General features: G+C 48.7%; 19 protein-coding genes. 4 read left to right on the top strand and 15 right to left on the bottom strand.

Annotation, left to right across the window (positions count from 1 at the left end; all coding sequences use genetic code 11):
* Positions 1-28: 28 nt before the first annotated feature.
* Together ptsP and rppH are read right to left on the bottom strand one after the other, a co-directional pair.
* On the bottom strand, positions 29-2308 hold the full coding sequence (gene ptsP, locus ACXAH1_RS14880) for a phosphoenolpyruvate--protein phosphotransferase (RefSeq protein ID WP_475197684.1): 2280 nt from the start codon (positions 2306-2308) through the stop codon (positions 29-31).
* Positions 2309-2410: 102 nt separating this feature from the next.
* A complete protein-coding gene (gene rppH / locus ACXAH1_RS14875; protein ID WP_054017354.1) occupies positions 2411-2929 on the bottom strand; it encodes an RNA pyrophosphohydrolase in 519 nt (172 codons plus the stop codon).
* 428 nt (positions 2930-3357) lie between these two features.
* On the opposite strand from rppH, the gene mutH reads away from it, so the two are divergent.
* Complete coding sequence (gene mutH / locus ACXAH1_RS14870) at positions 3358-4032, top strand: DNA mismatch repair endonuclease MutH (protein WP_475197683.1); 675 nt, start codon at positions 3358-3360, stop codon at positions 4030-4032.
* Between the two features lie 68 nt (positions 4033-4100).
* Here mutH and eno read toward each other — a convergent pair whose 3' ends face one another.
* The 5 genes from eno to rlmD form a co-directional block, all read right to left on the bottom strand.
* The gene (gene eno / locus ACXAH1_RS14865; RefSeq protein ID WP_046003480.1) at positions 4101-5393 is read right to left on the bottom strand and encodes a phosphopyruvate hydratase; all 1293 of its coding nucleotides are present in this window, start codon (positions 5391-5393) and stop codon (positions 4101-4103) included.
* A 145-nt stretch (positions 5394-5538) separates the two neighbouring features.
* Positions 5539-7173, bottom strand: coding sequence for a CTP synthase (locus tag ACXAH1_RS14860; RefSeq protein ID WP_054017337.1), 1635 nt, complete (start codon positions 7171-7173; stop codon positions 5539-5541).
* A gap of 103 nt (positions 7174-7276) precedes the next feature.
* Entirely contained in the window at positions 7277-8077 is an 801-nt protein-coding gene (gene mazG, locus ACXAH1_RS14855) for a nucleoside triphosphate pyrophosphohydrolase (RefSeq protein WP_475197680.1), read from the bottom strand.
* Positions 8078-8079: 2 nt separating this feature from the next.
* Entirely contained in the window at positions 8080-10236 is a 2157-nt protein-coding gene (gene relA / locus ACXAH1_RS14850) for a GTP diphosphokinase (protein ID WP_475197679.1), read from the bottom strand.
* Between the two features lie 4 nt (positions 10237-10240).
* On the bottom strand, positions 10241-11566 hold the full coding sequence (gene rlmD / locus ACXAH1_RS14845) for a 23S rRNA (uracil(1939)-C(5))-methyltransferase RlmD (RefSeq protein WP_475197678.1): 1326 nt from the start codon (positions 11564-11566) through the stop codon (positions 10241-10243).
* Between the two features lie 82 nt (positions 11567-11648).
* Here rlmD and barA point away from each other — a divergent pair, with 82 nt between their 5' ends.
* Complete coding sequence (gene barA / locus ACXAH1_RS14840) at positions 11649-14426, top strand: two-component sensor histidine kinase BarA (protein ID WP_475197677.1); 2778 nt, start codon at positions 11649-11651, stop codon at positions 14424-14426.
* A 99-nt stretch (positions 14427-14525) separates the two neighbouring features.
* Here barA and ACXAH1_RS14835 read toward each other — a convergent pair whose 3' ends face one another.
* The 8 genes from ACXAH1_RS14835 to pspA form a co-directional block, all read right to left on the bottom strand.
* Complete coding sequence (locus ACXAH1_RS14835; RefSeq protein ID WP_010386740.1) at positions 14526-14870, bottom strand: 4a-hydroxytetrahydrobiopterin dehydratase; 345 nt, start codon at positions 14868-14870, stop codon at positions 14526-14528.
* Between the two features lie 10 nt (positions 14871-14880).
* A complete protein-coding gene (gene phhA, locus ACXAH1_RS14830) occupies positions 14881-15678 on the bottom strand; it encodes a phenylalanine 4-monooxygenase (RefSeq protein ID WP_253050637.1) in 798 nt (265 codons plus the stop codon).
* 213 nt (positions 15679-15891) lie between these two features.
* A complete protein-coding gene (locus ACXAH1_RS14825) occupies positions 15892-17070 on the bottom strand; it encodes a trans-sulfuration enzyme family protein (RefSeq protein WP_138545080.1) in 1179 nt (392 codons plus the stop codon).
* Positions 17071-17271: 201 nt separating this feature from the next.
* Positions 17272-18348 (bottom strand): TIGR01620 family protein, encoded by a 1077-nt coding sequence (locus ACXAH1_RS14820; RefSeq protein ID WP_475197676.1) that lies wholly within the window; start codon positions 18346-18348, stop codon positions 17272-17274.
* The gene (locus tag ACXAH1_RS14815; RefSeq protein WP_475197674.1) at positions 18345-19751 is read right to left on the bottom strand and encodes a YcjX family GTP-binding protein; all 1407 of its coding nucleotides are present in this window, start codon (positions 19749-19751) and stop codon (positions 18345-18347) included. Before ACXAH1_RS14815 ends, ACXAH1_RS14820 begins: the two co-directional genes overlap by 4 nt.
* Before the next feature lie 98 nt (positions 19752-19849).
* Complete coding sequence (gene pspC, locus ACXAH1_RS14810) at positions 19850-20266, bottom strand: envelope stress response membrane protein PspC (protein WP_475197672.1); 417 nt, start codon at positions 20264-20266, stop codon at positions 19850-19852.
* Entirely contained in the window at positions 20263-20496 is a 234-nt protein-coding gene (gene pspB / locus ACXAH1_RS14805) for an envelope stress response membrane protein PspB (protein ID WP_010386732.1), read from the bottom strand. The genes pspC and pspB overlap by 4 nt, the downstream gene beginning before the upstream one ends.
* Positions 20497-20571: 75 nt before the next feature.
* Positions 20572-21231 (bottom strand): phage shock protein PspA, encoded by a 660-nt coding sequence (pspA, locus tag ACXAH1_RS14800; RefSeq protein WP_253050627.1) that lies wholly within the window; start codon positions 21229-21231, stop codon positions 20572-20574.
* A gap of 181 nt (positions 21232-21412) precedes the next feature.
* On the opposite strand from pspA, the gene pspF reads away from it, so the two are divergent.
* Both pspF and ACXAH1_RS14790 read left to right on the top strand, forming a co-directional pair.
* Positions 21413-22477 (top strand): phage shock protein operon transcriptional activator, encoded by a 1065-nt coding sequence (gene pspF, locus ACXAH1_RS14795; protein WP_253050625.1) that lies wholly within the window; start codon positions 21413-21415, stop codon positions 22475-22477.
* A 101-nt stretch (positions 22478-22578) separates the two neighbouring features.
* Positions 22579-24159, top strand: a complete 1581-nt coding sequence (locus ACXAH1_RS14790) for an ABC transporter substrate-binding protein (RefSeq protein WP_253050714.1) — start codon at positions 22579-22581, stop codon at positions 24157-24159.
* Position 24160 lies beyond the last annotated feature (1 nt).

Genomic DNA, 24160 nt, shown 5'->3' with positions numbered 1-24160 from the left:
TATCTGCGCTCGCGCCTCCAGTCGCGGTTCAGGCCGTATCGCTTTTGGTATAAAGTAGCTCGCTCAGACCATGCGCTATCAGAAACTCACGTAACAGACGATGAACCTGTTTGGCACTGGATGCCATCAGGCACTGATTAAGCAAGGTTTCCATATCTTTGACGGCCAACCGACGTAACGTCCATTTTATTTTGTTCAAAGACGAAATATTCATACTGAGACGACGAAATCCCATGGCAACGAGTAAAATCGCGCCTTGCGGCTCACCACCCAGCTCCCCGCATAAACTAAAAGGCAGCTCAAGCTGCTGGCAGTCGTCGGCTATTTTTTTCAGGACCCGCAACACACTAGGATGATATGGTTCAAACAACTCGGCGACCTGCGCATTGGCTCTGTCTACTGCCAGCAGATACTGCGTCAAGTCGTTACTACCCACTGAGCAAAAGTCGACCTTGTCAGCCCACTCGGGCAGTAAAAAGATGCTCGATGGCACTTCCAGCATGACGCCGATGTCGGGCTTATCTATGGTATAAAACTGATCGGCCCACTCTTCTTGCAGCTCAAAGTATGCCTGCTCCAGCAGTGCCAGTGCTTCATCAACCTCTTCAGTGTGACTGACCATGGGCAACATAATTCTCAGGTTACCTAACCCCGCATTGGCTTTGAGCATGGCTTTGAGCTGATCTAAAAACAACTCTGGATGGTCCAGAGTTACCCTGATCCCTCGCCAGCCCAAAAACGGGTTGTCCTCACTGATATTGAAGTAGTCCAGTACTTTATCACCACCAATATCCAGCGTTCGCATAATCACAGGTTCAGGGTGATAACGCGCCAGTACGTCCCGATACCAACTCTCCTGCTCCGCCTGCGAAGGAAATTGTCCTCGCTGCATAAACCAGGCTTCAGTACGATACAAGCCCACACCATCACAGTACTTGGCACTGAGGTGCTCGGTAGACAGATCCAGACCAGCATTAAGCAGCAAGCTTATCCGTTCTCCGTCCGCGGTAACGGAAGGTAAATGATGCTCGGCTTCAAATTTATCATGCAGCTGACCTTCTTTCAGTTTCAGTGCAGAGTATTCATTACGCAGCACTTCAGAAGGCGAAATATAGACACGGCCGGCATAGGCGTCGAGGATCATGTCTTTGCCATCAAATTGCAGCAAGGGAATATCTTCAATCCCCCAGATAGCCGGAATACCCATTGCCCGAGTCAGAATCGAGGCATGCGAATTTGCTGAGCCATGGACGCTGATCACCCCTTTGAGCTTGTCTTTGGGTACTTCGGCCAGCATCGCCGGTGTCAGCTCATTGGCAATTAAAATGGTATTGTCCGGGTAGCTTTTTACCATGCTTTCTGTGCTGACCAGATGATGCAATACCCTGAGTCCCAAATCTCTGACATCAACCGCCCGCTCCCGAATGTATGGATCAGACATTGCTTCAAATTGTGTCACCAGCTCAACAATCACATGCTTTAACGCTGATTTTGCATTCCAGCCTTGCTCCAGCTGTTGCTCCACACGCTGTCCCAGGCTTCGTGCATCCAGTAGTTGCTGATACACCTCAAAGACAGCCAGGGCTTCTTTGGGTAATGAATCACTGAGGGTGTTTTTCAGGACATGAAACTCTTGCCGGGTAGCGGCCACTGCTTGCTGGAATAATTGCCGTTGCTGATGGACTTGTTCACATTGCTGAGATTCAATACTGGCAAAATCTAATTTGGGGATCACCACAAAAGCTTCACCCAGAGCAATGCCAGGCGCACTTGCCACGCCTTTGAGTACCGATGTTTTATGGCTGGATGCATCCTGCTTAAGCACCGACTGTAACTCGACCTGTGCAAGCTGAGAAGCCAACTGAACGGACAGCGTGATTAAAAAGGACTCTTCATCATGACTAAAGACACGCTCTTCACGCTGCTGAACTACAATCACGCCCAGTACTTTACGTTGGTGTACAACCGGCACTGACAAAAAAGCGTTATAGCCTTCTTCGTGCACTTCGGCATGCAGTTTAAACCTGGGGTGACTTTGTGCATGGGCAATATTGATGGGCTCTTCACGCTGAGCAACCAGCCCAACAAGCCCCTCAGTAAAGCCAACCCGAAAGTGCCCGACAGCATCCGGGTTGAGGCCGTCGCTGGCCATAAGTACAAAGTTATCCTGGCTATAATCGGCGAAATAAACGGAACAACACTCAGTGTGCATTGCGTCCTTTACCATCATCACAAAGCGAGATAAAGCCGTTTCGAGATTATCCTGCTGTGAGACCACCTCTGCGATAGTCCGTAATGTTGCTAACACACCTGACTCCTAAATTGGTAGAAATCGCTCTGTACTGCTCATTTACTCTTTCTGTCTTTTCGACCCTTTATACTACTCAGGTACTTACTTCTCACTTGTTACTTAACGACGTCGCCAGTGATCTTTATGCGAATGCTCTTTGCGGTTAAACGGCATAGCAAACGGCGCAAACTCTTTCATTACCCGACGATACACATCGCGTTTGAACGAGACTACCTGACGTACAGGGTACCAGTAGCTGACCCAGCGCCAGTCGTCAAATTCGGGGTGATGAGTACGCATCAAGTCTACATCTTCATCTTTGCACTTGAGTTTCAGTAGAAACCATTTTTGCTTTTGGCCAATACAGACTGGGCTCGAATCTTTGCGGATCAGTCGCTTTGGCAGTTTATAGCGTAACCAATGTTTTGAACTTGCAACGATTTCTACATCTTCCGGCCGCAACCCTACTTCTTCATGCAGCTCTCGGTACATGGTTTGTTCTGGCGTTTCTCCTTCATCCACGCCACCTTGTGGAAACTGCCATGAATGCTGGCCATAGCGGCGCGCCCAAAATACCTGCCCCTGATTGTTACAAATAACAATACCTACATTGGCACGAAATCCTTCGGCATCAATCACCTTAAGTGCCTCGTATACTTTTTTATATGAATTTGATTGTTCCACAACTCTGGGCACTGGGCAAATTTAATTCCTGCTTTTACGCAACTTACCCACAACTTGTGCATAAGTTTAATTATTCATGATGATTTTACAAACAAATCCACAATACGATGGTGAATTTAGCATTTTCTCCACAGAATCTGTGGATAATTATGTTTATATACTTGTATTTATCCAAAGCATGGCTGTTTTTAAATCACATCCCTATTGATTGAAATACAAAAAAGTCATATAAATCATGGAATTAATTACTTAAACTGATAAAGTCACAGCTTAAAGAGTAGCCCACAACGAAGACGTTCAAAAAACACACAAATATATTTTAATCCACATCGATGATTTGATTTTGGTACCATACACCACCACCACAACAAAGTGAGTCAAACGTGCAAAAACCCACTCCCCCACACTCAATTGCTGAACTCATGGCTCGAGTTGATGCCATTGCCGGACAAACTCTGGGAGAGATAGCCGCACAGTTTCATTTTAAAACTCCTCAGGACTTGAACCGCGAAAAAGGCTGGCCTGGCCAGCTTATTGAATATGTGCTTGGCGCCAGCGCAGGCTCGAAACCCGTGCCTGACTTTGAGTTTATTGGTGTAGAGCTTAAAACCTTACCCATTGGGTATCACGGAAAACCACTCGAAACCACATATGTGTCTGTGGTACCACTGACCAACCTGACTGGATTGCGCTGGCAGGACAGTACCGTTAAGAAAAAGCTGAATCACGTCTTGTGGCTACCTATTTTAGCTGAGCGGGATATTCCCCCCGTAGATAGAACAATCGGCACGGGATTTCTCTGGCAGCCAAATAAATTACAGGAATACCAGTTGCAGCGAGACTGGGAAGAGCAGATAGAATTAATTGCGCTTGGCCGTGTTGATGAGATCAGTGGTAAACTGGGCGAGGTCATGCAGATCCGGCCGAAAGCCGCCAACAGTAAAGCGCTGACCGACGCCATTGGCCCAAAAGGTAAACTCGTAAAAACGCTGCCCCGGGGGTTTTATCTGAAAATGCAGTTTACTCAGGGTATCCTGGCCGAGCAGTTTGCCGGGTAAATAAACCGACAATGACCGGCACAAAAAAGCCGCGTAAGTTACGCGGCTTTTCAGTCAGTTAATATTAATTACTGACCTTTGATCTCGCTGCGACCTTTGTAGATGGCTTTGTCGCCCAGCGCTTCTTCGATACGTAGCAACTGGTTGTACTTAGCAACACGGTCAGAGCGGCACAGTGAACCAGTCTTAATTTGACCAGCCGCGGTGCCCACAGCTAAATCAGCGATGGTTGCGTCTTCTGTTTCGCCTGAACGGTGAGAGATAACCGCAGTGAAGCCTGCGTCCTGTGCCATCTTGATTGCGTCCAGAGTTTCAGACAGTGAACCAATCTGGTTGAACTTGATCAGGATTGAGTTACCGATTTGCTCGTCGATACCACGCTTAAGGATCTTGGTGTTGGTTACGAACAGGTCATCACCTACCAGCTGTACTTTGTCACCGATCTTATCAGTCAGGATCTTCCAGCCTGCCCAGTCGCTTTCGTCCAGACCGTCTTCGATAGACACGATTGGGTAACGTGCCGCTAAGTCTGCCAGGAAGCCAGCGAAACCTTCTGAGTCAAACGCTTTACCTTCGCCCTGCAGGTCGTATTTACCATCTTTGTAGAACTCAGAAGCCGCACAGTCCAGTGCCAGCGTCACGTCTTTGTTCATTTCGTAGCCCGCAGCTGCAACCGCTTCAACGATCACTTCCAGTGCTTCTTCGTTTGATTTAAGGTCTGGTGCAAAACCACCTTCATCACCTACCGCTGTATTCAGGCCACGTGATTTCAATACTTTCTTTAGGCTGTGGAAGATTTCTGCGCCCATGCGCAGTGCTTCACGGAAGCTTTTTGCGCCCACAGGCTGAACCATGAACTCCTGGATATCAACGTTGTTGTCAGCGTGCTCGCCGCCGTTCAGGATGTTCATCATAGGTACTGGCATGGAGTACTGGCCAGCAGTGCCGTTGATGTCAGCAATGTGCTCGTACAGCGCCACGCCTTTTTCTTGTGCTGCCGCTTTAGCCGTTGCTAAAGACACAGCCAGGATCGCGTTAGCACCCAGCTTTTCTTTATTTTCAGTGCCATCCAGGTCCAGCATCAGCTGGTCAATCGCACGTTGTTCAAGGGCATTGTGTCCGTTCAGGGCTGCTGCGATTTCGTTGTTGACATAGTTTACCGCGGTCAGTACACCTTTACCCAGGTAACGAGCTTTATCACCGTCACGTAATTCAAGTGCTTCGCGAGTTCCTGTTGATGCACCTGATGGTGCACATGCGCGGCCCCATGCGCCCGACTCTAAATGAACATCGGCTTCAACGGTAGGGTTACCACGTGAGTCCATAACTTCACGGCCAATCACTTTTACGATTTTTGACATCTTGATTCCTCTTTTCCCAAAGTGGTGAGTGTGTTGTGTGTCTGCTTTCGCATTGCTATATACCCGCTTGTTGCAGTTACATAGCAATACGCTGTGTTATTACGGTGATTAAAAAAGCCGTGCACTGAGGCACGGCTTTTCATTATTAAGAGTCAGCTTTTTGATAGCTGAACGCAGCTGCAACGAACCCTTCAAATAGAGGGTGGCCGTCACGTGGCGTTGAAGTAAACTCAGGGTGGAACTGAGCCGCAATAAACCAGGGGTGATCTTTATTTTCGATGATCTCAACCAGTTTTTTGTCTTCCGACAGGCCAGTGAATGCAAGACCTGCCTGCTCAAGGCGCTCAACGTAGTGGTTGTTTACCTCATAGCGGTGACGGTGACGTTCGGTGATCTCAGCATTACCGTATACGTCGCGTACTTTTGAGCCTTCTTTAAGATGACACAACTGAGCGCCCAGGCGCATCGTACCACCCAGGTCTGACTCTTCAGTACGGGTCTCAACGTTACCATCAGCATCTAACCACTCGGTGATCAGACCAACTACCGGATGAGGTGATTTAGCATCGAACTCTGTTGAGTTAGCGCCTTCCAGACCCGCCACGTTACGTGCATATTCAATCAAAGCAACCTGCATACCTAGACAGATACCCAGATAAGGCACTTTGTTTTCACGAGCATATTTGGCCGCCAAAATCTTACCTTCAACACCCCGGTTACCAAAGCCGCCCGGTACCAAAATGGCGTCCAGATGGTCAAGCAGTTCAGTGCCTTTGCTCTCGATATCCTGTGAATCGACATACTCGATGTTTACAGTCACTCGATTCTTCAGACCTGCGTGCTTAAGCGCTTCGTTCACTGACTTGTAGGCGTCCGGCAATTCAATGTATTTACCAACCATACCAATGGTCACTTCACCCGTCGGGTTTGATTCCTGATATAGCACCTGTTCCCATTCAGACAAATCTGCTTCCGGTACATCCAGGTAGAAACGACGACAAACCAGGTCATCCAGTTCCTGTGATTTAAGCAGTGCCGGGATTTTGTAGATGCTGTCTACATCCTGCAAAGAGATTACAGCTTTCTCTTCCACATTTGTGAACAGCGCAATCTTGGCGCGCTCATTAGCAGGCAGCTTGCAGTTTGAACGACACACCAGGATATCAGGCTGAATACCAATTGAACGCAGCTCTTTCACTGAATGCTGAGTTGGCTTGGTTTTTACTTCGCCCGCAGCGCCCAGGAACGGCACTAAGGTCAGGTGCATAAATAAGGCATGTTCACGGCCCAGCTCTGTACCCAGCTGTCGGATGGCTTCAAGGAAAGGCTGTGACTCAATGTCACCCACAGTACCACCGATTTCAACGATAGCGATATCATGGCCTTCAGCACCTTCCAGTACACGACGCTTGATGTCGTTCGTGATGTGTGGGATCACCTGAATGGTCGCGCCCAGGTATTCACCTTTACGCTCGCGACGCAGTACATCTTCAAAAACACGACCCTGCGTGAAGTTGTTGCGGCTGGTCATTTTGGTGCGAATGAAACGCTCGTAGTGACCTAAGTCCAGATCAGTTTCTGCGCCGTCTTCCGTTACAAAGACTTCACCATGTTGGATCGGGCTCATTGTGCCAGGGTCAACATTGATATAAGGATCCAGCTTTAGGATAGTGACGTTTAAACCACGCGCTTCTAATATTGCAGCCAATGAAGCAGCTGCAATACCTTTACCCAAGGAGGAAACAACTCCGCCCGTTACGAAGATAAATTTTGTACTCATGCGAACCCTAGAATATCAGGAAAAATGGAATTTAAATAAGAATCAAGACGGGGCAATAGTATAGCAAAAGCGCAAGGGGCAATCCAGCGAAAAATCACCCCCTTTAATTATTCTCACCTGAACGCTGACGTCGCTTAACTTCTTCCCAGGCGTCATCCATTTGCGCCAGACTTGCCTCGGATAAGGCAATCCCCTGCTCTGTCAGAATGCCTTCAATTGCACTAAAACGGGCAGTAAATTTGTCACTGGCACGGCGCAATAACTGCTCCGGGTCGCGTTTAACATGGCGCGCCACATTCACGGTGGCAAACAATAAGTCACCCAACTCTTCGGCACTGTGTTCAGAATAAGGGTCCTGGCTGAGTGCTTCACTGACCTCCGTCACTTCCTCAGCTACTTTGTCCAATGCGCCCTGATAGGTGGGCCAGTCAAATCCTAAAGAGGCAGCGCGCTTTTGAATTTTTGCAGCGCGAGACAAGGCGGGCAGATTTAAAGGTACATCATCGCCAAAACGGACCGGCTTTGCACTACGCTCCTTATCTTTGATGGCCTGCCACTGCGCATTTAAATCAGCTTCGCTCAAAGTGCTACCCGGTGTCTCAAAGACATGTGGGTGGCGGCGTACCAGTTTGTCGTTGAGGCCTTTCACTATGTCGTCAAACTCAAAAAGCCCGGCTTCTTTGCCCAACTGAGCATAAAAAATCACCTGAAACAGCAAATCGCCCAGTTCGTCTTTAAGCCCGGCAAAGTCTCGCTGCTCTATGCTGTCGGCCACTTCATAGGCTTCTTCCAGTGTATGCGGCACTATGGTTTCAAAGGTTTGCTGTTGATCCCAGGCGCAGCCCTTTTGCGGGTCGCGCAGGGTCGCCATAATTTCAAGTAGTTGCTGTAATGAGGCACTCATACTCAGTGTTGTCTCCTGGCTTCAAACACGCCTTCTATTTGCATCAGTTTAGTCAGTAAGCGGTTCATGGCAGACAAATCACCCACTTCGAGTTTCATAGTGAAAATGGCAATGTGCTTATCATCCTGAGTATTAACGTTCATATTCATCACATTAAGCTTTTCATTGGCCAGTACCGAGCTGATATCACGGATCAGACCATGACGGTCATTGGCTTCGATGTGTAAGGTGACCGCATAACTGGCACGTACTTCATCTGACCAGCTAACCGCAATTTCCCGCTCCGGATGCTGCTCGCATATATGCGCAAAGGAATCACAGTCAGCGCGATGCACGGCAATGCCCCGCCCTTGGGTAATATAACCAACAATCTCATCACCAGGGACAGGCTGACAACATTTGGCTACATGGCTCATCAGGTTACCAACGCCTTCGACCACAATGCCATTGCTATCGCCTTTGTGCTTTTTCGGCGTGCTCATTTTAAGCTTAGGCATAGGGTCTGGCTTGTCCTGAACATAATTCAGGAACTGATTGATACGGATATCACCTGCCCCAATGGCCACCATTAAATCGTCGAGCTCTTTAAAGTTAAAGCGCTCAATAGCTGAGTCCAGGTCTTTGTATGTTAAATCCAGCTTTTGCAAGTGGCCATCGAGGATCTCTTTACCAGCCTGCAGGTTTTTATCTCTGTCTTGTTGCTTAAACCAATGATGGATCTTGCTGCGCGCTCTGGATGAGTGCACATAACCCAGCGACGGGCTGAGCCAGTCTCGACTTGGTGAGGGGTTTTTCTGGGTCAGTATCTCAACCTGATCGCCGGTTGATAACTTATGGGTAAAGGGCACGATTTTGCCAAATACCTTAGCACCGATGCAGCGATGTCCAACATTGGAATGAATGTAGTAGGCAAAATCCAGTGGCGTTGCACCCAATGGCAAGTCAAAAATATCGCCTTTGGGTGTAAAAACATACACCCGGTCTTCTACAACCTGGTTTTTGAGTTCTTCGGCCAGCTCGCTACCATCAACGACCTCTTCTTGCCATTGCAGCAATTTTCTCAGCCAGCTGATCTTCTGCTCATATCCCGAACCACGGCCCGGCAAAGCCCCTTCTTTATACATCCAGTGTGCCGCCACGCCCAGCTCAGCATCCTGGTGCATTGCCTGGGTACGGATCTGGATCTCAACGGTTTTGCCTTCAGGACCAAATACCACAGTATGGATAGACTGATAACCATTCTGCTTTGGTGTGGCAACATAGTCGTCAAATTCTTTATGCAGATGACGCCAGTTGGTGTGCACTATGCCCAGCGCGCCATAGCAGTCCTGAATTTCATTGACCACCACCCGCATCGCGCGGATATCAAAGAGCTGATCGAATTCATAATTCTTCTGCATCATTTTTTTATAGATGCTGTAAATGTGTTTGGGTCGACCATACACTTCAGCCTCAATGCCCGCTTCCTTAAGCTTACTCTGGACCAGGTCGACCATATTGGTCATATAGGCTTCACGATCAAGACGTTTATCCGACAGCTGCTTAGCGATGCTCTTATAGGTTTTCGGGTGTAAATAGCGAAATGAGAGATCTTCTAGCTCCCACTTAAGCTGTCCGATCCCGAGGCGGTTCGCCAGTGGCGCAAAAATGTTGGCCGTGGCTTTAGCTGCCACCACCCGCTCTTCCTCGGAGGCATTTTTAACGGCCCGCAGATAACAGATCTGCTCTGCCAGCTTGATCACCACAGCACGTACATCTTCCACCATGGCCAATAACATACGCCGGATTTTGTCTATTTGCAGGCTGCCTTTGCCCTGATGTGCCAGGGTGCTGATTGAGGCCATCTGCTCAACCCCTCTGAGCAATAAGGCAACATTTTCGCCTTGTGCTTGTTCTATCGCATCTATTTCAACCTGGCCGGATAAAAAGTAGGGCGTCAGGAATGCGCCGGCCAGTGATTCTGAATCGAAATTCAGTTCCGCCAGGATCTCTACCATCTCTATGGCTTTGGCCAGGGTCGTTGTCGCTTCCTCTTCCGGACACAAGGCATAGACCTGATCCAGCCTGTCTCGCTTTTCCTGCGATAAGTTGAGCAGTGCAAGCCGGGCATGAAAGTCTGCCGGAAGACCGGATTGATGAGACTGGCGAGTCGCAACCATATGACTACCTCCTTTGAAACAACGCCATGGTTTCTATATGTCCAGTGTGCGGGAACATATTCATTAAACACACTTTATCGACCACAAAGCCAGCTTCCAGTAACAGCGCCGCATCTCTGGCCATAGTCACCGGATCGCAGGACACATATAAAACCTGTTTAAATTGCGTCAATGGCAACTGACGTAATATCTCATATGCCCCGGTACGTGAAGGGTCCAGTACTAATACATCCAGCGACGAGTGAAACCAGTCGGCTTCAGTCAGTGGCTGGGTGAGGTCGAACTGATGAAAGCTAACCGTGTCGATGTGGTTAGTGTGCGCATTTTGGCGTGCCATTGCAACCGAGGCTGCGACCCCTTCGACTGCGACCACTTCGTTTGCATGTTTTGCCAGCAATAAAGAGAAATTGCCAATTCCACAGAACAGGTCCAATACTTGTTCGTCGCCAGTAAGTTCAAGCCACTCTAACGCCCTGTGAAGCATTTGCTCATTGATATCGCGGTTAACCTGAATAAAGTTATCGAGTTTAAACTCAAACGTCACCCCGGCACTTTCATAGGCAGGTAATAACGCATACTCAGGCTGCGACTTTCCATCATCCCAGACAAACTCCCAGTTCTGAGCAGCAAGGCGCTCTGCAAATTGTGCTTTCACCTGAGCGCTGATTGAACGGGTATGACGCAACAATACAAATGCACCATTATCCGCTGCACAAAACTGGATATGACTGACACTACGCAGCTCCGGATGCGCATTTAAACTCTGACGCAACGCCTCAAAGCCACCAGCGAAGGCATCGTCCATGACCGCGCAGTGATCAACTTCTACAATCTTCTTTGACCCGGCAGCACGAAACCCCAGTTTGAGCTGGTGATTTTGTTTGTCATAGATGCAGGCAATGCGCCCGGCGCGGCGATAATGGCGCTCAGGCCCTGTCAGTGCGGGTAGCCAGGGCAACTCAGTTGCTTTGGCGAATTTGTCAAATAAGGCCGACACTGCCTGCTGTTTGTGCACCAACTGAGCACTGGCTTTCAGGTGTTGTAATGAACAGCCACCACATTGCTGATAGTATTCACAAAATGGCGTAACCCGCTCCTCACTTGGCTCAAGCACTTTCATGGTATGCGCTTCGAAAACACGACTTTTTTGTGCCTTGATACGTGCTTTAACCCGCTCTGAGGCCAGTGCGCCGTCCACAAAGCCGACTTTACCCTGATGCCTGCACACCCCCCGCCCCTGATGATCCAGCGAGTCGATTGTCAGCTCAACTGTTTCTGCTTGTTTACTGCGTTGTTTAGAAGATTTTCCAGCACGAAATATTTGTGCCATATTGCCGCCCCTATAAGATTGCTAAACACCTGTTAACTCGATACTCTAGGACTCAGACTACTTACTGTTTTACATCCAATTTATGTCTAAATTGAGTTTGCGCGACAGCGTATTAGTGTTGACCCTGATCCCAACGGTGTTAATCGGCCTGGTACTTGGCGGCTATTTTACTATAAATCGCTACGTTGAGCTTGAACAAATCCTCAAGCAACAAGGCACCAGCCTGGCCAACACCCTGGCAATGACGGTGGAGCAACCGCTGGCAGAACGAGATAAAGCCAGGTTACATCGGGTGATCACCACCACCCACAATCAACATGGCAACTTCGTCAATAGCATCGCGCTGTTCAATGAAGACAATCAACTGCTGCTAACCAGTAATTATCACAACGATTTTGACCAACTGCATTATCGCGGCAACGTGACAGAGTTACACGCCACAGAAATAGTGCAGTATCTCGACAGGTACATCATTTTTGCACCGGTTAAGCTACAGCAACAACCCGCCGCTGACTGGCAAAATGCCCACACTCGCACCACCGCAGTACTCATGATTGAGCTCAGTAAAGACCAGGCTATCATTGGTCAGCAGCAAGCCCTGTTGTTTAGTGGTGCCATCATTATGGTGGCCTTGTTGCTCAGTGCCTTTGTGTCGACCCGACTCAGCCGGATGTTCTCCACCCCCCTGTCTCATCTGTTACTGGCAACAGATAAACTGCTTGAGGGCAAAACTAAAATTGGCGTAGATCAGCCCATGCAAGGGGAGTTTGACTTGCTCCGTGAAGGGTTGATCACCATTAGCGAAAAAATGGTGCTGCAGCGGGATGAAATGCAAAAACACATAGATCAGGCCACCTGCGATTACCGTGAAACCCTGGAGCAGTATGAAACTCAGAACATTCAGCTGAACATTGCCAAAAAAGAAGCGCAGGTTGCCAACCGGGTTAAGTCTGATTTTCTGGCCAAAATGAGTCATGAATTAAGAACCCCGCTTAACGGCGTGATTGGTTTCACCCGCCAGCTGTATAAAACCCCACTCAACAAACACCAGAAAGACTATCTGGATACCATAGAGTTATCTGCCAACAGTTTGTTGACCATTATCAGTGACATACTAGATTTCTCTAAACTCGAAGCCGGTGCCATGGAGCTTGAAAGTATTCAATTCCAGCTCAGGGATGCAGTAAATGAAGTGATGACCCTGCTTGCCCCCAGTGCTTATGAGAAGCAACTGGAGCTGTCGATTGCCATTAATCGACAGGTCCCGGATAATCTGGTTGGTGACCCCACACGCTTTAAGCAGGTGCTGATCAACCTGATCAGCAATGCCATCAAGTTTACCGAAAAAGGCTCAGTCAAAGTCGATATCAGCCATCGCCTCAAAGGAGATAGCCAGACATCGCTCCTGATCTCTGTCAGTGATACCGGGCTGGGCATTGCACAGGAAAAGCAGGACACTCTGTTTACCCCGTTTGCTCAGGCTGATTCCAGCATTACCCGCAAATTCGGCGGCACAGGACTTGGCTTAATCATCACTAAACATATTGTCGAAGCCATGAGTGGCCGCATCACGCTAAACTCTGCGCCGGGCAATGGTTCGTGCTTTACCTTTAACGCCATTTTTAATCTGCCAAGCCGATTGTTCGACGACGACCTGCCAACCAAACCTCTGGAAAACAAGCGCGTGCTTTACTTTGAGCCACAGGAACACACCCGCAATGCCGTTCAGGCTCAGCTTGAGGATTGGGCAATGCAGGTGACTTGCTGTAAAAATGAAGAAGCATTCTTCGAAGCTCTGGAGCAGGAGTTTAAATACGACATTTGCCTGATCGGGAATATGGCAACGGTGGACGATATGCAAACCGTGAAGGCCTACATTGCACAGGCCAGAGAAATGGCGGATTATCTGTATCTGATGGTTAATACCATTTCTCATAATATGCGCGAATCCTTAATCGGTAGCGGTGCCGATGCCTGTATCAGTAAACCCATGCACCACCGTAAACTGTGCGATATGCTGGCAGCGCCTTACCGTTTAGATCACCCTAGCGTGTCGATTGACGACACTGACTTAGCACACCTGCCGCTCAAGGTGCTGATCGCCGACGATAATGACGCTAATTTGAAGCTACTTTATACGTTGCTCGAAGAGCAGGTCGATACCATAGATACTGCTCACAATGGCGCGCAAGCAGTGAGTTTATGTAAATCGCAAAAATATGACCTGATCTTTATGGATATTCAGATGCCTATCATGGATGGCATCACCGCATGCAGAACCATTAAAGAATCTTCCTTAAATGATGATACTCCTATCATTGCAGTGACGGCGCACGCACTCACAGGTGAAAAAGAGCAATTGATAAAGGATGGTTTTAACGGTTACATGACTAAACCCATAGATGAAGATATGCTGCGTCAGATCATTTGCGACCACAGTCCTTCATTGCCTCCAGAAAAGCAAAAGGTACAACAACCTCAAGTCGCCAGCATAGCCCCGTTTGAGAGTCACTTACTGGACTGGGAATTGGCGCTTCAGCGCGCTGGTAATAAACCAGAACTGGCTCTGGAGATGTTGGATATGTTGTTACAAAGTGTGCCGGAGACACTTGGTCAGTTGACTGAATCGGCGCAGCAGGAAGACACTCAGACCCTGCTGACCGTGATCCACAAGTTCCATGGTGCCTGCTGCTATACAGGTGTACCGACGCTTAAAAACCTGGCCGAAACCCTGGAGACCGCCTTAAAACAGTCACGCGATTTTGATTATATAGAGCCGGAGTTGCTCGAATTAATTGATGAGCTGCAACACCTGGAGCGGGACGCACAGGTCGTGCCTGGGCCAACATTGACCCACTAGCTCACAAGCATGTCGACCTGTAAATGTCTTTATCGGGAATGAATAGACACTAAAAAAGGCGCTGACGCGCCTTTTTTGTTTTAGCATGAAATTTTATGCTTATAGTGCTGCAAAGATCTCGTCAGTTTTCGCTGCACAGATGAAGTCATTTTTGTGCAGACCTTTGATAGAGTGGCTCCACCAAGTTACTGTTACTTTGCCCCACTCAGTCAACAGACCAGGGTGGTGACCTTCATCTTCCGCCATATCACCTACTTTATTGGTAAATGCGATGGCTTGCTTGAAGTTCTTAAACTTGTAAACACGCTCAAGCTGCATAATGCCATCACGTACTTCTGGCACCCAATCCGGGATCAGCTTGATCAATTCAGCTAATTCGGCATCTGACACTTTAGGCGCATCCGCACGACACGCTTCACATTTTTGTGCACTTAAATCAGACATCAATAAATCCTTAACTTGCTAGTTTATTTTTAGGTGGGAACTTGGGTTCAAACAGACCCAGTTCTTTGGCCTTACGTACCTGCGCCATAATATCCATTTGTGAGATATCAAACAAATCGTCAATGGCGTTAATGGTGTAGTACAAAGGCTGCATAATATCAATTCGGTATGGTGTACGAAGCACGTCAAGTACTTCTAACGGGTTGATCTCTGGCTCACCGCTGTAAACATACTGAGTTTCACCCGGGCTTGATAAGATCCCGCCGCCATAAATGCGCAGGCCATCTTTGGTTTGCATCAGACCAAACTCAACGGTAAACCAGTACAAACGGGCCAGGTATACGCGGTCTTTTTTCTCTGCAGCATAGCCCAGCTGACCGTACTTATGCGTAAACTCCGCAAATGCCGGGTTGGTCAGCATCGCACAATGGCCAAAAATTTCGTGGAAAATATCCGGCTCCTGCAGGTAATCAAATTCCTCGCGACTGCGGATAAAGGTTGCAACCGGGAACTGCTTGTTAGCAAGCAGGCGGAAAAACTCATCAAAGTCTATCAACGCAGGTACTGGCGCGACCTGCCAGCCCGTTTCACGCTCCAGTACCTCGTTCAGCTCATGTAACTGAGGGATACGATCGTGCGGTAAATTGATTTTTTGCAGGCCTTCGAGATACTCATCACACGCTTTGCCTTTGATGCACTCAAGCTGTCTGGCAACCAGTTCAGACCAGATCTGATTTTCTTCTTTTGACCATTCGATCAGGCCCTGCTCATTGGGCTGTTTAGACGTGTATTTACTCGATTTAGCCATAGTAACCTTCTTGGTAGTGCGTCGCATCTGAACAAAAACAACGCGTCAAAGTGTTATCCGGATACTATGTAAAAGTGAGGAAAAGTTTAATAGCCAGGCCTGAAATCGGCCCGGCCAGAAAGGTCAATTTTGTATACCTTAATTTACACAACTGACCACAAAAAAGAACACCCTATACAAACCAACCCCTACAGGGATATCAAGTGTAAATTTTTATATACACAAAAACGCTTTATCCAGGTCTTCGATGATATCTTCGACAGCCTCAAGTCCGACAGAAATGCGGATCAGGCCATCCGAGATCCCCGCAGCCTGACGCTCTTCAGGCGTGTAAGGAGAGTGCGTCATAGATGCAGGATGCTGGATCAGTGTTTCCGGATCGCCCAAACTCACCGCCAGGGTGCACAACTCAGTCGCATTGATGAACTTTTCACCTTCACTGACCCCACCTTTGATTTCAAAAGCAATCACCCCCCCGGCGCCCTTCATCTGCTCGCCAAGGAAACGGTAGCCAGGGTGAGATGGCAAACCTGGGTAGTAAACGGTGTCGACCTTAGGATGATTATCGAGAAACTCGGCCACCTTCTGCGCATTTTCACAATGCCTTGCAACGCGCACATGTAAGGTTTTAAGCCCCCGATTGATAAGCCAGGCATCGTGTGGGCTGATAGTTGCGCCGATGTCTTTTAGTACGGTGAGCTTGATTGTCTCTATGTGCTCAGCACTGCCACAGACAATACCGGCTACGACGTCACCATGACCATTGAGGTACTTGGTCGCACTGTGGATCACGATATCGATACCAAAGTGTTTGGGCTTTTGTAGTAATGGCGTCATAAAGGTGTTGTCGACCACACTGATCAACTTGTGCTGCTGAGCAAACTGTCCCAGCATAGCTAAATCCAGTACCGTCATATTGGGATTGATCGGTGTTTCGGCAAACAACATCTTACTGTTAGGCTGCAGCGCATCGGCCAGTGCTTGCGGATCCGTCATGTCGACAAAAGTTACCTCAATGCCGAACTTGGGTAACATGTGTGCAAACAAAGCAAAGCTGCACCCATACAAGGCTTTGGATGCGATCAAATGATCGCCCTGCTGTAAAAAGCTCAGCACGGAGGCTGATACTGCGCCCATGCCTGTCGCCGTAGCGGCAGCATCTTCCATTTCTTCGAGCTGCGCCAGCTTTTCTTCCAGCTCACGGGTGGTCGGATTACCAAGACGCGTATAGATGTAACCAGCTTCTTCGCCAGCAAAACGCGCAGCGCCTTGTGCTGCATCCTTGAATTTAAACGTCGAACTCTGATACAGAGGTGCGGTCAGGGCACCATGTGGATCATCAAAGTGGTGTGGACCATGAATACAATTGGTCTGATCATGTAACTTCTTCATTGCTTGCCTATTTTTGTTATTCGGACGAATACCAATTAGATATTCCAAGACACCGCAATGTACAAGCGTGCCGGACGCGCAGATGGCTAACCCGGGTCGGTTAAATTAACCCGGGTGTACACATAAGTTGTCAAACGGAAGAAGGATTTAAGTCAAAACTCAGACGATTCAGGAGCAAAAACAAAAGTAAGTATTTACACGCTACTTTCTAGCTTTCTCATCGGACCTGTCAGTAGACTGACGGATTAACAGGTTCGCCAGTTTACGTGCAGTCTGTGATAAGTAGCCAGAAGCAGGCGCACTGGCGGGAATAGGTCGACATAAGGCCATGGCTTTGTATCCCAGTCGAGCTGTGAAAACACCTGCGCTGAGCCCCTGTGCAGAACGCGCCGACAGTTTACCCAGTAATTCTGCACCCAGGCTGGTTGCCGCCAGATCGCTCAGTAATTCACTGGCCCCGACAAAAACGATCTGCTTGAGCAGCAAACGGTACAGTTCAATGCGGCTGCGATAACCCAGTTTGATGCCGTATAACTGGCTGATCTTCTCTATCAAAACAACGCCTCTCCACAACACAGCCAGCATATCGGTGATGGCCATGGGGCTGATCGCCACCATCAAGGCTGACGTACTGGCAAACTGAGCAATGAGCGCTCGGGCGCGCTCATCTACATCCTGAAGTAAGGTTTTGTCGTACAGTGCCAGTACTTCCCTATCAGTAAAATGAGGTTGTATGGTCGCCATAAACTGGCTGACCTGCTGCTGGTCGTGTTGCTTCAGAAGTGGCTTTAACCAGGTTTGTGCCTCTCCAATTTGGTTGCTGCTCAACAACCTTTGTGCCCCGACGCGTTGCTGCTCGAGCTTTTTTAACCTGCCAAGGGCGCGGACTTCAGACCAGCCGAACTTGCAAAGCACGGCCAGTGCACTCACAATCACAAACCCATATAGTGCGGCCAAAACCCAGCTGCGGTTTAGCGCATCCAGCAGGGTCAGGGTCATTTCTACCGGGATCAGAACAGCCAACCCCAGCAGCAACAGTTTGCGCCAGGTCAATCCAGATCGGGCCGGTTTTGTAACAGGCTCTATAGAAAGTGACGGCAACTGAGTATCAAAGCTTTGATCGGGCGCAGATGAAGTACTTACACTCTCCTGCTCAGGGTTTTGTTCGACGCGTCGGGCCTGTTGTTCGGCTTCAGGTGCTGTCGATGACTGGGGCGCCTCGGGATCCGCTTCAACCTGAACTCGTCGTCCGCGATATGACTGGGCTGGCTCACTCATTGAAGTTTATCTCCCAATAAAAACTGTAATACATGATCGAGGCGGATATGCTCAATTTGTCCCTGGTAGGCCGGATAAGGCTCAAAGGACAAAAATTCATATCCCTGTTTGGGCCATTGTTGTGCATCGGGCAGATGTTCTGGCGGGATCGGAGGTAAGTAGCTGATATACTTAGATTCACCGACCGGCTTACCATAAACACAGGATAAAGTTTTCCCCTGCTCAATCACCTGCTTCGGCTGCGTGCTTTTCACCGAAGAAATTGCCATAGTATCGATTTCCACGCCTGAAAATTTCAATTCGTTTTCATTGGGTAAAAGCAATGAATGCAATAGGCGCGTCAGCTTATCCTGGTCGGCCAGCGCCACGCTGTCGCATTTATTCGCTGCAAACAACACTTTATCTATGCTGGGACGAAATAGCCGTGACAAGATCCCACTTTTACCATGACGAAACATTGCCAGCGTATCACTCAATGCACTTTGCGTTTCCGTCAACGTGGTATGGCCATCGTTAAGTGCACTGAGCAAGTCCACCAGTACCAACTGGCGGTCAAAGCGGCAAAAGTGCTCACGATAAAAAGGCGTGATCACTTGCTTTTTATACGCCTCAAAGCGCTGTTCAAGGTGATGATACTGAGTCTGCTCCACAGTATTATCTGGCACGGTTAATGGGAAAAACTGTAAAATAGGCGCACCATCGAGCTCTCCGGGGATCAGCATACGCCCGGGCTGCAACTGCGCCAGCCGAGTCTGAGCCTTGAGCTGTTTTAAGACACCCGCGTAGACACTGGCCATTGCCGTCAGTTCGCTTTCATTGACTGTTGCGTGCGCATCAAACTGAGCCAGTTGCTGCAAAAAAGGCGCGCTTACCTGCGCGTAGTCAGGTTGAGCCAGTCTCCTGAGCTGTTGTTCGCTCCACTGAGCAAAACTTTGATTGAGCATAGGCAAATCCATCAACCACTCACCCGGATAATCAATCAGTTCAAGATAGACGGTATGGGTTTCGCTCAGATGCTGCCTAACGCCCTTCGCGGATCGAAATTTCAATGCCAGTGTGAGTGTATTGATCCGCTGCGTTGAGGGCGGCCAGCTGGGAGGATCCGCTAATAAATGACTTACCGCATTGTGGTATTCAAAGCTGGGAATATCCAGCGCGCTTTGTGGCACCTGTTTGCAGGCTATCAGGCGCTGTTCTCGCACCACCTCCAAAAAGGGCAGGTTTTGTGCCGTAGCCTGAGTGGTTAGGTGTTTTACCAAAGCCGTGATGAAAGCGGTTTTACCGCTACCACTGAAACCTGTTACAGCCAGTTTGACATGTCTATCCAGGCTTCGGGTAAGGGTTTTGTGGGTAGTTTGCTGTAATTTTTGCAGCGCTCTGGCAGTCAGGCCCGATACACTCATAAAGGCACACATTCCTTATTCTGTCAGCAAAGGTGGCTGGGCTGCCGACGCCCGGGCAGCGCCCCTTTGCGTATCTGTCAGTTACTATATGTCAGTTACTATAGTTTATTGATTTCGCGTTTTACCGTGTACTCGCTCGACGTCACATACGTTTCCATGTGCTGGATACGACCATCGAGGCGCGTTAAACGCTCTTTCAGGTCAAACAGCGCCTGGCGTGGCGGCTCGCCTTTTTGCCAAACTTTAAACTTTACCGACACCGGATCTTCGTCTTTGCTAGAGTAGTTACTATCTGCGCCTGGCGTCTGAACTGTCTCTGCTTTTTTATCCAGAATGAACCAACAGGCGATATAGACTACAATAAACAGTGGACCACCGGATAACAGCACCGCAGTGACAAACAGGATCCTGACCAGCCATAACTCCATATCAAAGTAGTCGCTCAACCCCGCACACACTCCGGCTAACTTGCCCCTTTTTGGGTCACGGTATAATTCTCGTCTACGTTTACTCATACTTTGCGTCTCCATTCTGGTGACTCTTGATCAAGCAGGGCCTCCAACGTTTCAACGCGTTGCGCCATTTTCTCTGCTTTATGCGCCAACTCGACCAGCTGGCGGTGCTCGTGTTCGCTCAGCCCCTGACTGACCTGCTTTTTGCTGCGATAGTGCAGGATCAACCATAGCGGTGCCACTACAATCATAAAGATGATGATCGGGGCGACTAAAATCTCTGCATCAAACATATTCCTCTCCTGTCTAACCTGGGCACGTTGTTCTTTTCATTATTGCACCTACCTTAACAGCAGGTGCAGTCAAATTCACTTGTCGGCCAATTTTTTCTTCAGTGCCGCAAGCTCGTCGTCTACTTTCTCATTCTTTTGCAGATCGGCAATTTCATCTGCCAGTGACTTTTTACCCAAGTCGTAAGACTCAACCTGAGACTCCAGTCCGTCGATTTTGCTCTCATAGCGCTCAAAACGATTCAGGGCATCTTCGACTTTACTGCTATCCAGTGCCTTTTTGACATCCAGGCGAGACTCAGCTGAACGCTGACGCAATACAATGGCTTTTTGCCGCGCTTTGGCATCGGCCAGTTTTTCCTGCAACGTGGTCACTTCCTGCTGCAGCTTCTCGATGTGCGACTCAACATGTGCCAGCTCCTGTGTCACGCTGTCTGCCGCATCGGTGGCTTTTTGCTTTTCCAGCAACGCCGCACGAGCCAGATCTTCACGGTCTTTGGTCAGCGCCAGTTCGGCTTTTTGTTGCCAGTCATCCGCCTGAGAGCGTAACTGCTCAACACGACGCTCCAGCTCCTTTTTCTCTGCCAGCGTTTTGGCTGACGTCGAACGCACTTCAACCAAGGTGTCTTCCATTTCCTGAATAATCAACCGGACCATTTTTTCTGGATCTTCCGCTTTATCCAGAATCGCATTGATATTAGAATTAACAATATCAGCAAAACGTGAAAAGATTCCCATAATCTATTACCTCTTTGGTTAGTAATTTAGTTTGCTGATTAGATGTATCAATTAGCTTGCCAACTTTTCAATAAAATTAGCTTATTAAAATCAATAAGTTATAATAATAGAAAAACACTTTCGCTTCACTGCTTTTTAAAATACACTAGATGTTAGTCAAAAATACTAAGAGTTAGGCAATATGAGTCAGTTTCGCCAACAGGATAATTTGCTCGGCCAGTCGGATAGCTTCCTTGCTGTATTGGATCAGGTGTCTCAGCTTGCTCCGTTGGAAAAGCCGGTACTGATCATCGGTGAGCGTGGAACAGGTAAAGAGCTCATTGCAGCTCGGTTACACTACTTATCCGAACGATGGGATCAGAACTATGTCAAACTCAACTGCGCGGCATTGAACGAAAACCTGTTGGAAAGCGAGCTGTTTGGTCACGAAAGTGGTGCTTTCACCGGCGCCAGTAAACGACACGAAGGCCGCTTTGAGCGCGCCAACGGTGGCACACTGTTTCTTGATGAGCTAGCCAATACCTCAGCCATGGTGCAGGAAAAACTCCTGCGGGTCATAGAATATGGCGAATTTGAACGGGTTGGCGGTAAGCAAACGGTCAAAGTCGATACCCGACTTGTCTGCGCGACTAACGAAGACTTACCAACCCTCGCGGATAATGGCGAGTTTCGCCACGACTTGCTCGACCGATTAGCCTTTGACGTTATTACATTACCGCCACTGCGTGAGCGTAAAGAAGACATCCTGCTATTAGCTGAACATTTTGCAATTAACATGGCTCGCGATTTAGGCTGGTCTTTATTCAGTGGTTTTACCCGTAGCGCCACTGAAATGCTGCTCGACTATGCCTGGCCGGGCAACATTCGTGAACTTAAGAATGTGGTAGAGCGTAGTTTGTATCGTCACGGCAGCGAACAATTGGCCGTACACCAGATTGTATTCGACCCGTTTGCCAGTCCCTACAGGCCCACTCAAAGAATTAAAAAAGCCGCTGATATTCCGGCTCAGACGACTGCCGCCCCCGTGCTCATGTCAGACACGCCGCAGACCAAACCATCTGTTTCCTCATTCCCGTGCGATCTCAAATCGCTCTCCAATGAATTTGAAATCGACCTGCTGCGCAATGCGCTGGAGCATAGCCAGTTTAACCAGAAAAAAACCGCTCAGAATCTGGGGCTGACCTATCATCAGCTGCGTGGTTATCTGAAGAAGTACAACCTACTGGACTCGCAACAAGAGGCTTAGCCGTGGCTAACAGAGCAACCGATAAACCACCTCGCCAGACGCCTTGCGTCCGGCACCAGCGTCGATATCTAGCTAAACACTGGCTATTACCGGTCACCGTTCTGTTAGGTACACTGCTCAGTGGTTGCAGTGACAACACTGCACAGGCCCAACGCAAAATCCAGGGTATCGTATACTGCGCCGAAGCCAATCCGGTGTCATTTAATCCGCAAGTGACCACCACCGGCTCGACCATAGATATTATCGCTAACCAACTATATAACACGCTGATTAGCATTGATCCCCTTACCGCGGAGTTTCGCCCTGAGCTGGCAACCAGCTGGGAAATTAGTGAAGATGGCAAGCAAGTCACTTTTGCACTGCGCAAGGATGTGACCTTCCACAGCACAGATTATTTTACCCCCACTCGTACCATGAATGCGGATGATGTGGTGTTTTCATTCAGTCGCCTGTTCGATGTTTATAACCCATTTCATTTTGTGGGTGATGCAAACTACCCCTATTTTCAAAGTGTGGGCATGGATCAGCTGATCCGCCAGATAGTCAAAGTAGATGACTATACTGTGCGTTTTGAACTGTTCAGCAGTGAAAGTAGTTTTTTGTCAAACATTGCTACAGACTTTGCTGTTATCCTATCGCATGAGTATGCCATGCAGCTGGTCGCACAGGAACGCAAACAAGATTTCGATATTTTGCCTGTGGGCACCGGCCCCTACAAATATAAGGGGTTCCTGCGAGATAACCTGATCCGCTACCACAAACACTCAGGCTACTGGAAACACGACCTGGCCATGGATCAGCTGGTATATGACATCACCACTAACAATACCAGCCGTATCGCTAAGATGCTGACTAAAGAGTGTGATATCACCGCCCACCCCAGTGCCACTCAACTCGAAACGCTGGCCGCGCGCAAAGACATCCGAGTTGATAAAGCTGTCAACCTGAATGTCGGTTACTGGGCGTTTAACACTGAAAAGCCGCCCTTTGATAATGTTCTGGTCCGCAAAGCACTGGCACACAGCATCGACTTTCAAAAAATCATGAAAGCGGTATTCTATGGCAACGGGATCCAGGCACGATCGATATTACCCCCCTCATCCTGGGCCTTCCAGACTCAGGCCATGCCCAGCTATGACCCGGAACGCGCCCGAGAGTTTTTGACGCAAGCAGGCTATCCAGATGGGTTTGAAATGGATTTGTGGGCCATGCCGGTTTCTCGCATTTATAACCCGAATGCCCGAAAAATGGCCGAACTTATTCAGAGCGACCTGCGTGAAATAGGGATCCGTGCGACCATAGTTGAATACGAGTGGAACACCTTCCTGGAACGAGTTGGTCGCCACGAGCATGACAGTGTTCTGCTCGGCTGGGCTGCGGATACCCCGGATCCGGACAACTTTTTCAGTCCCTTATTAAGCTGTACGGCCACATTTAGCGGTAAAAATCCGGCGAACTGGTGTAATCCCGAGTTTGACTTATTGCTGACCCAAGCCCTCGACACCACAGATCTGCAGCAGCGTAAACAGTTTTATCAGCAAGCTCAACAAATGCTGATTGCGGAGCTACCTGTTGTGCCAATCGCTCATGGTATGCGTTTTCAGGCAAGTAGCACCAGCGTGATGGGCATAGAGCTACGCCCTTTTGGTGGTATTTCATTGGCTAACGCGAGGAAAAACTGAT

The organism is Pseudoalteromonas sp. AWH4_217 (genome assembly GCF_056161105.1).
The sequence above is the reverse complement of the archived record's forward strand: the minus strand, read 5'-3'. Positions and strand labels throughout refer to the sequence as shown.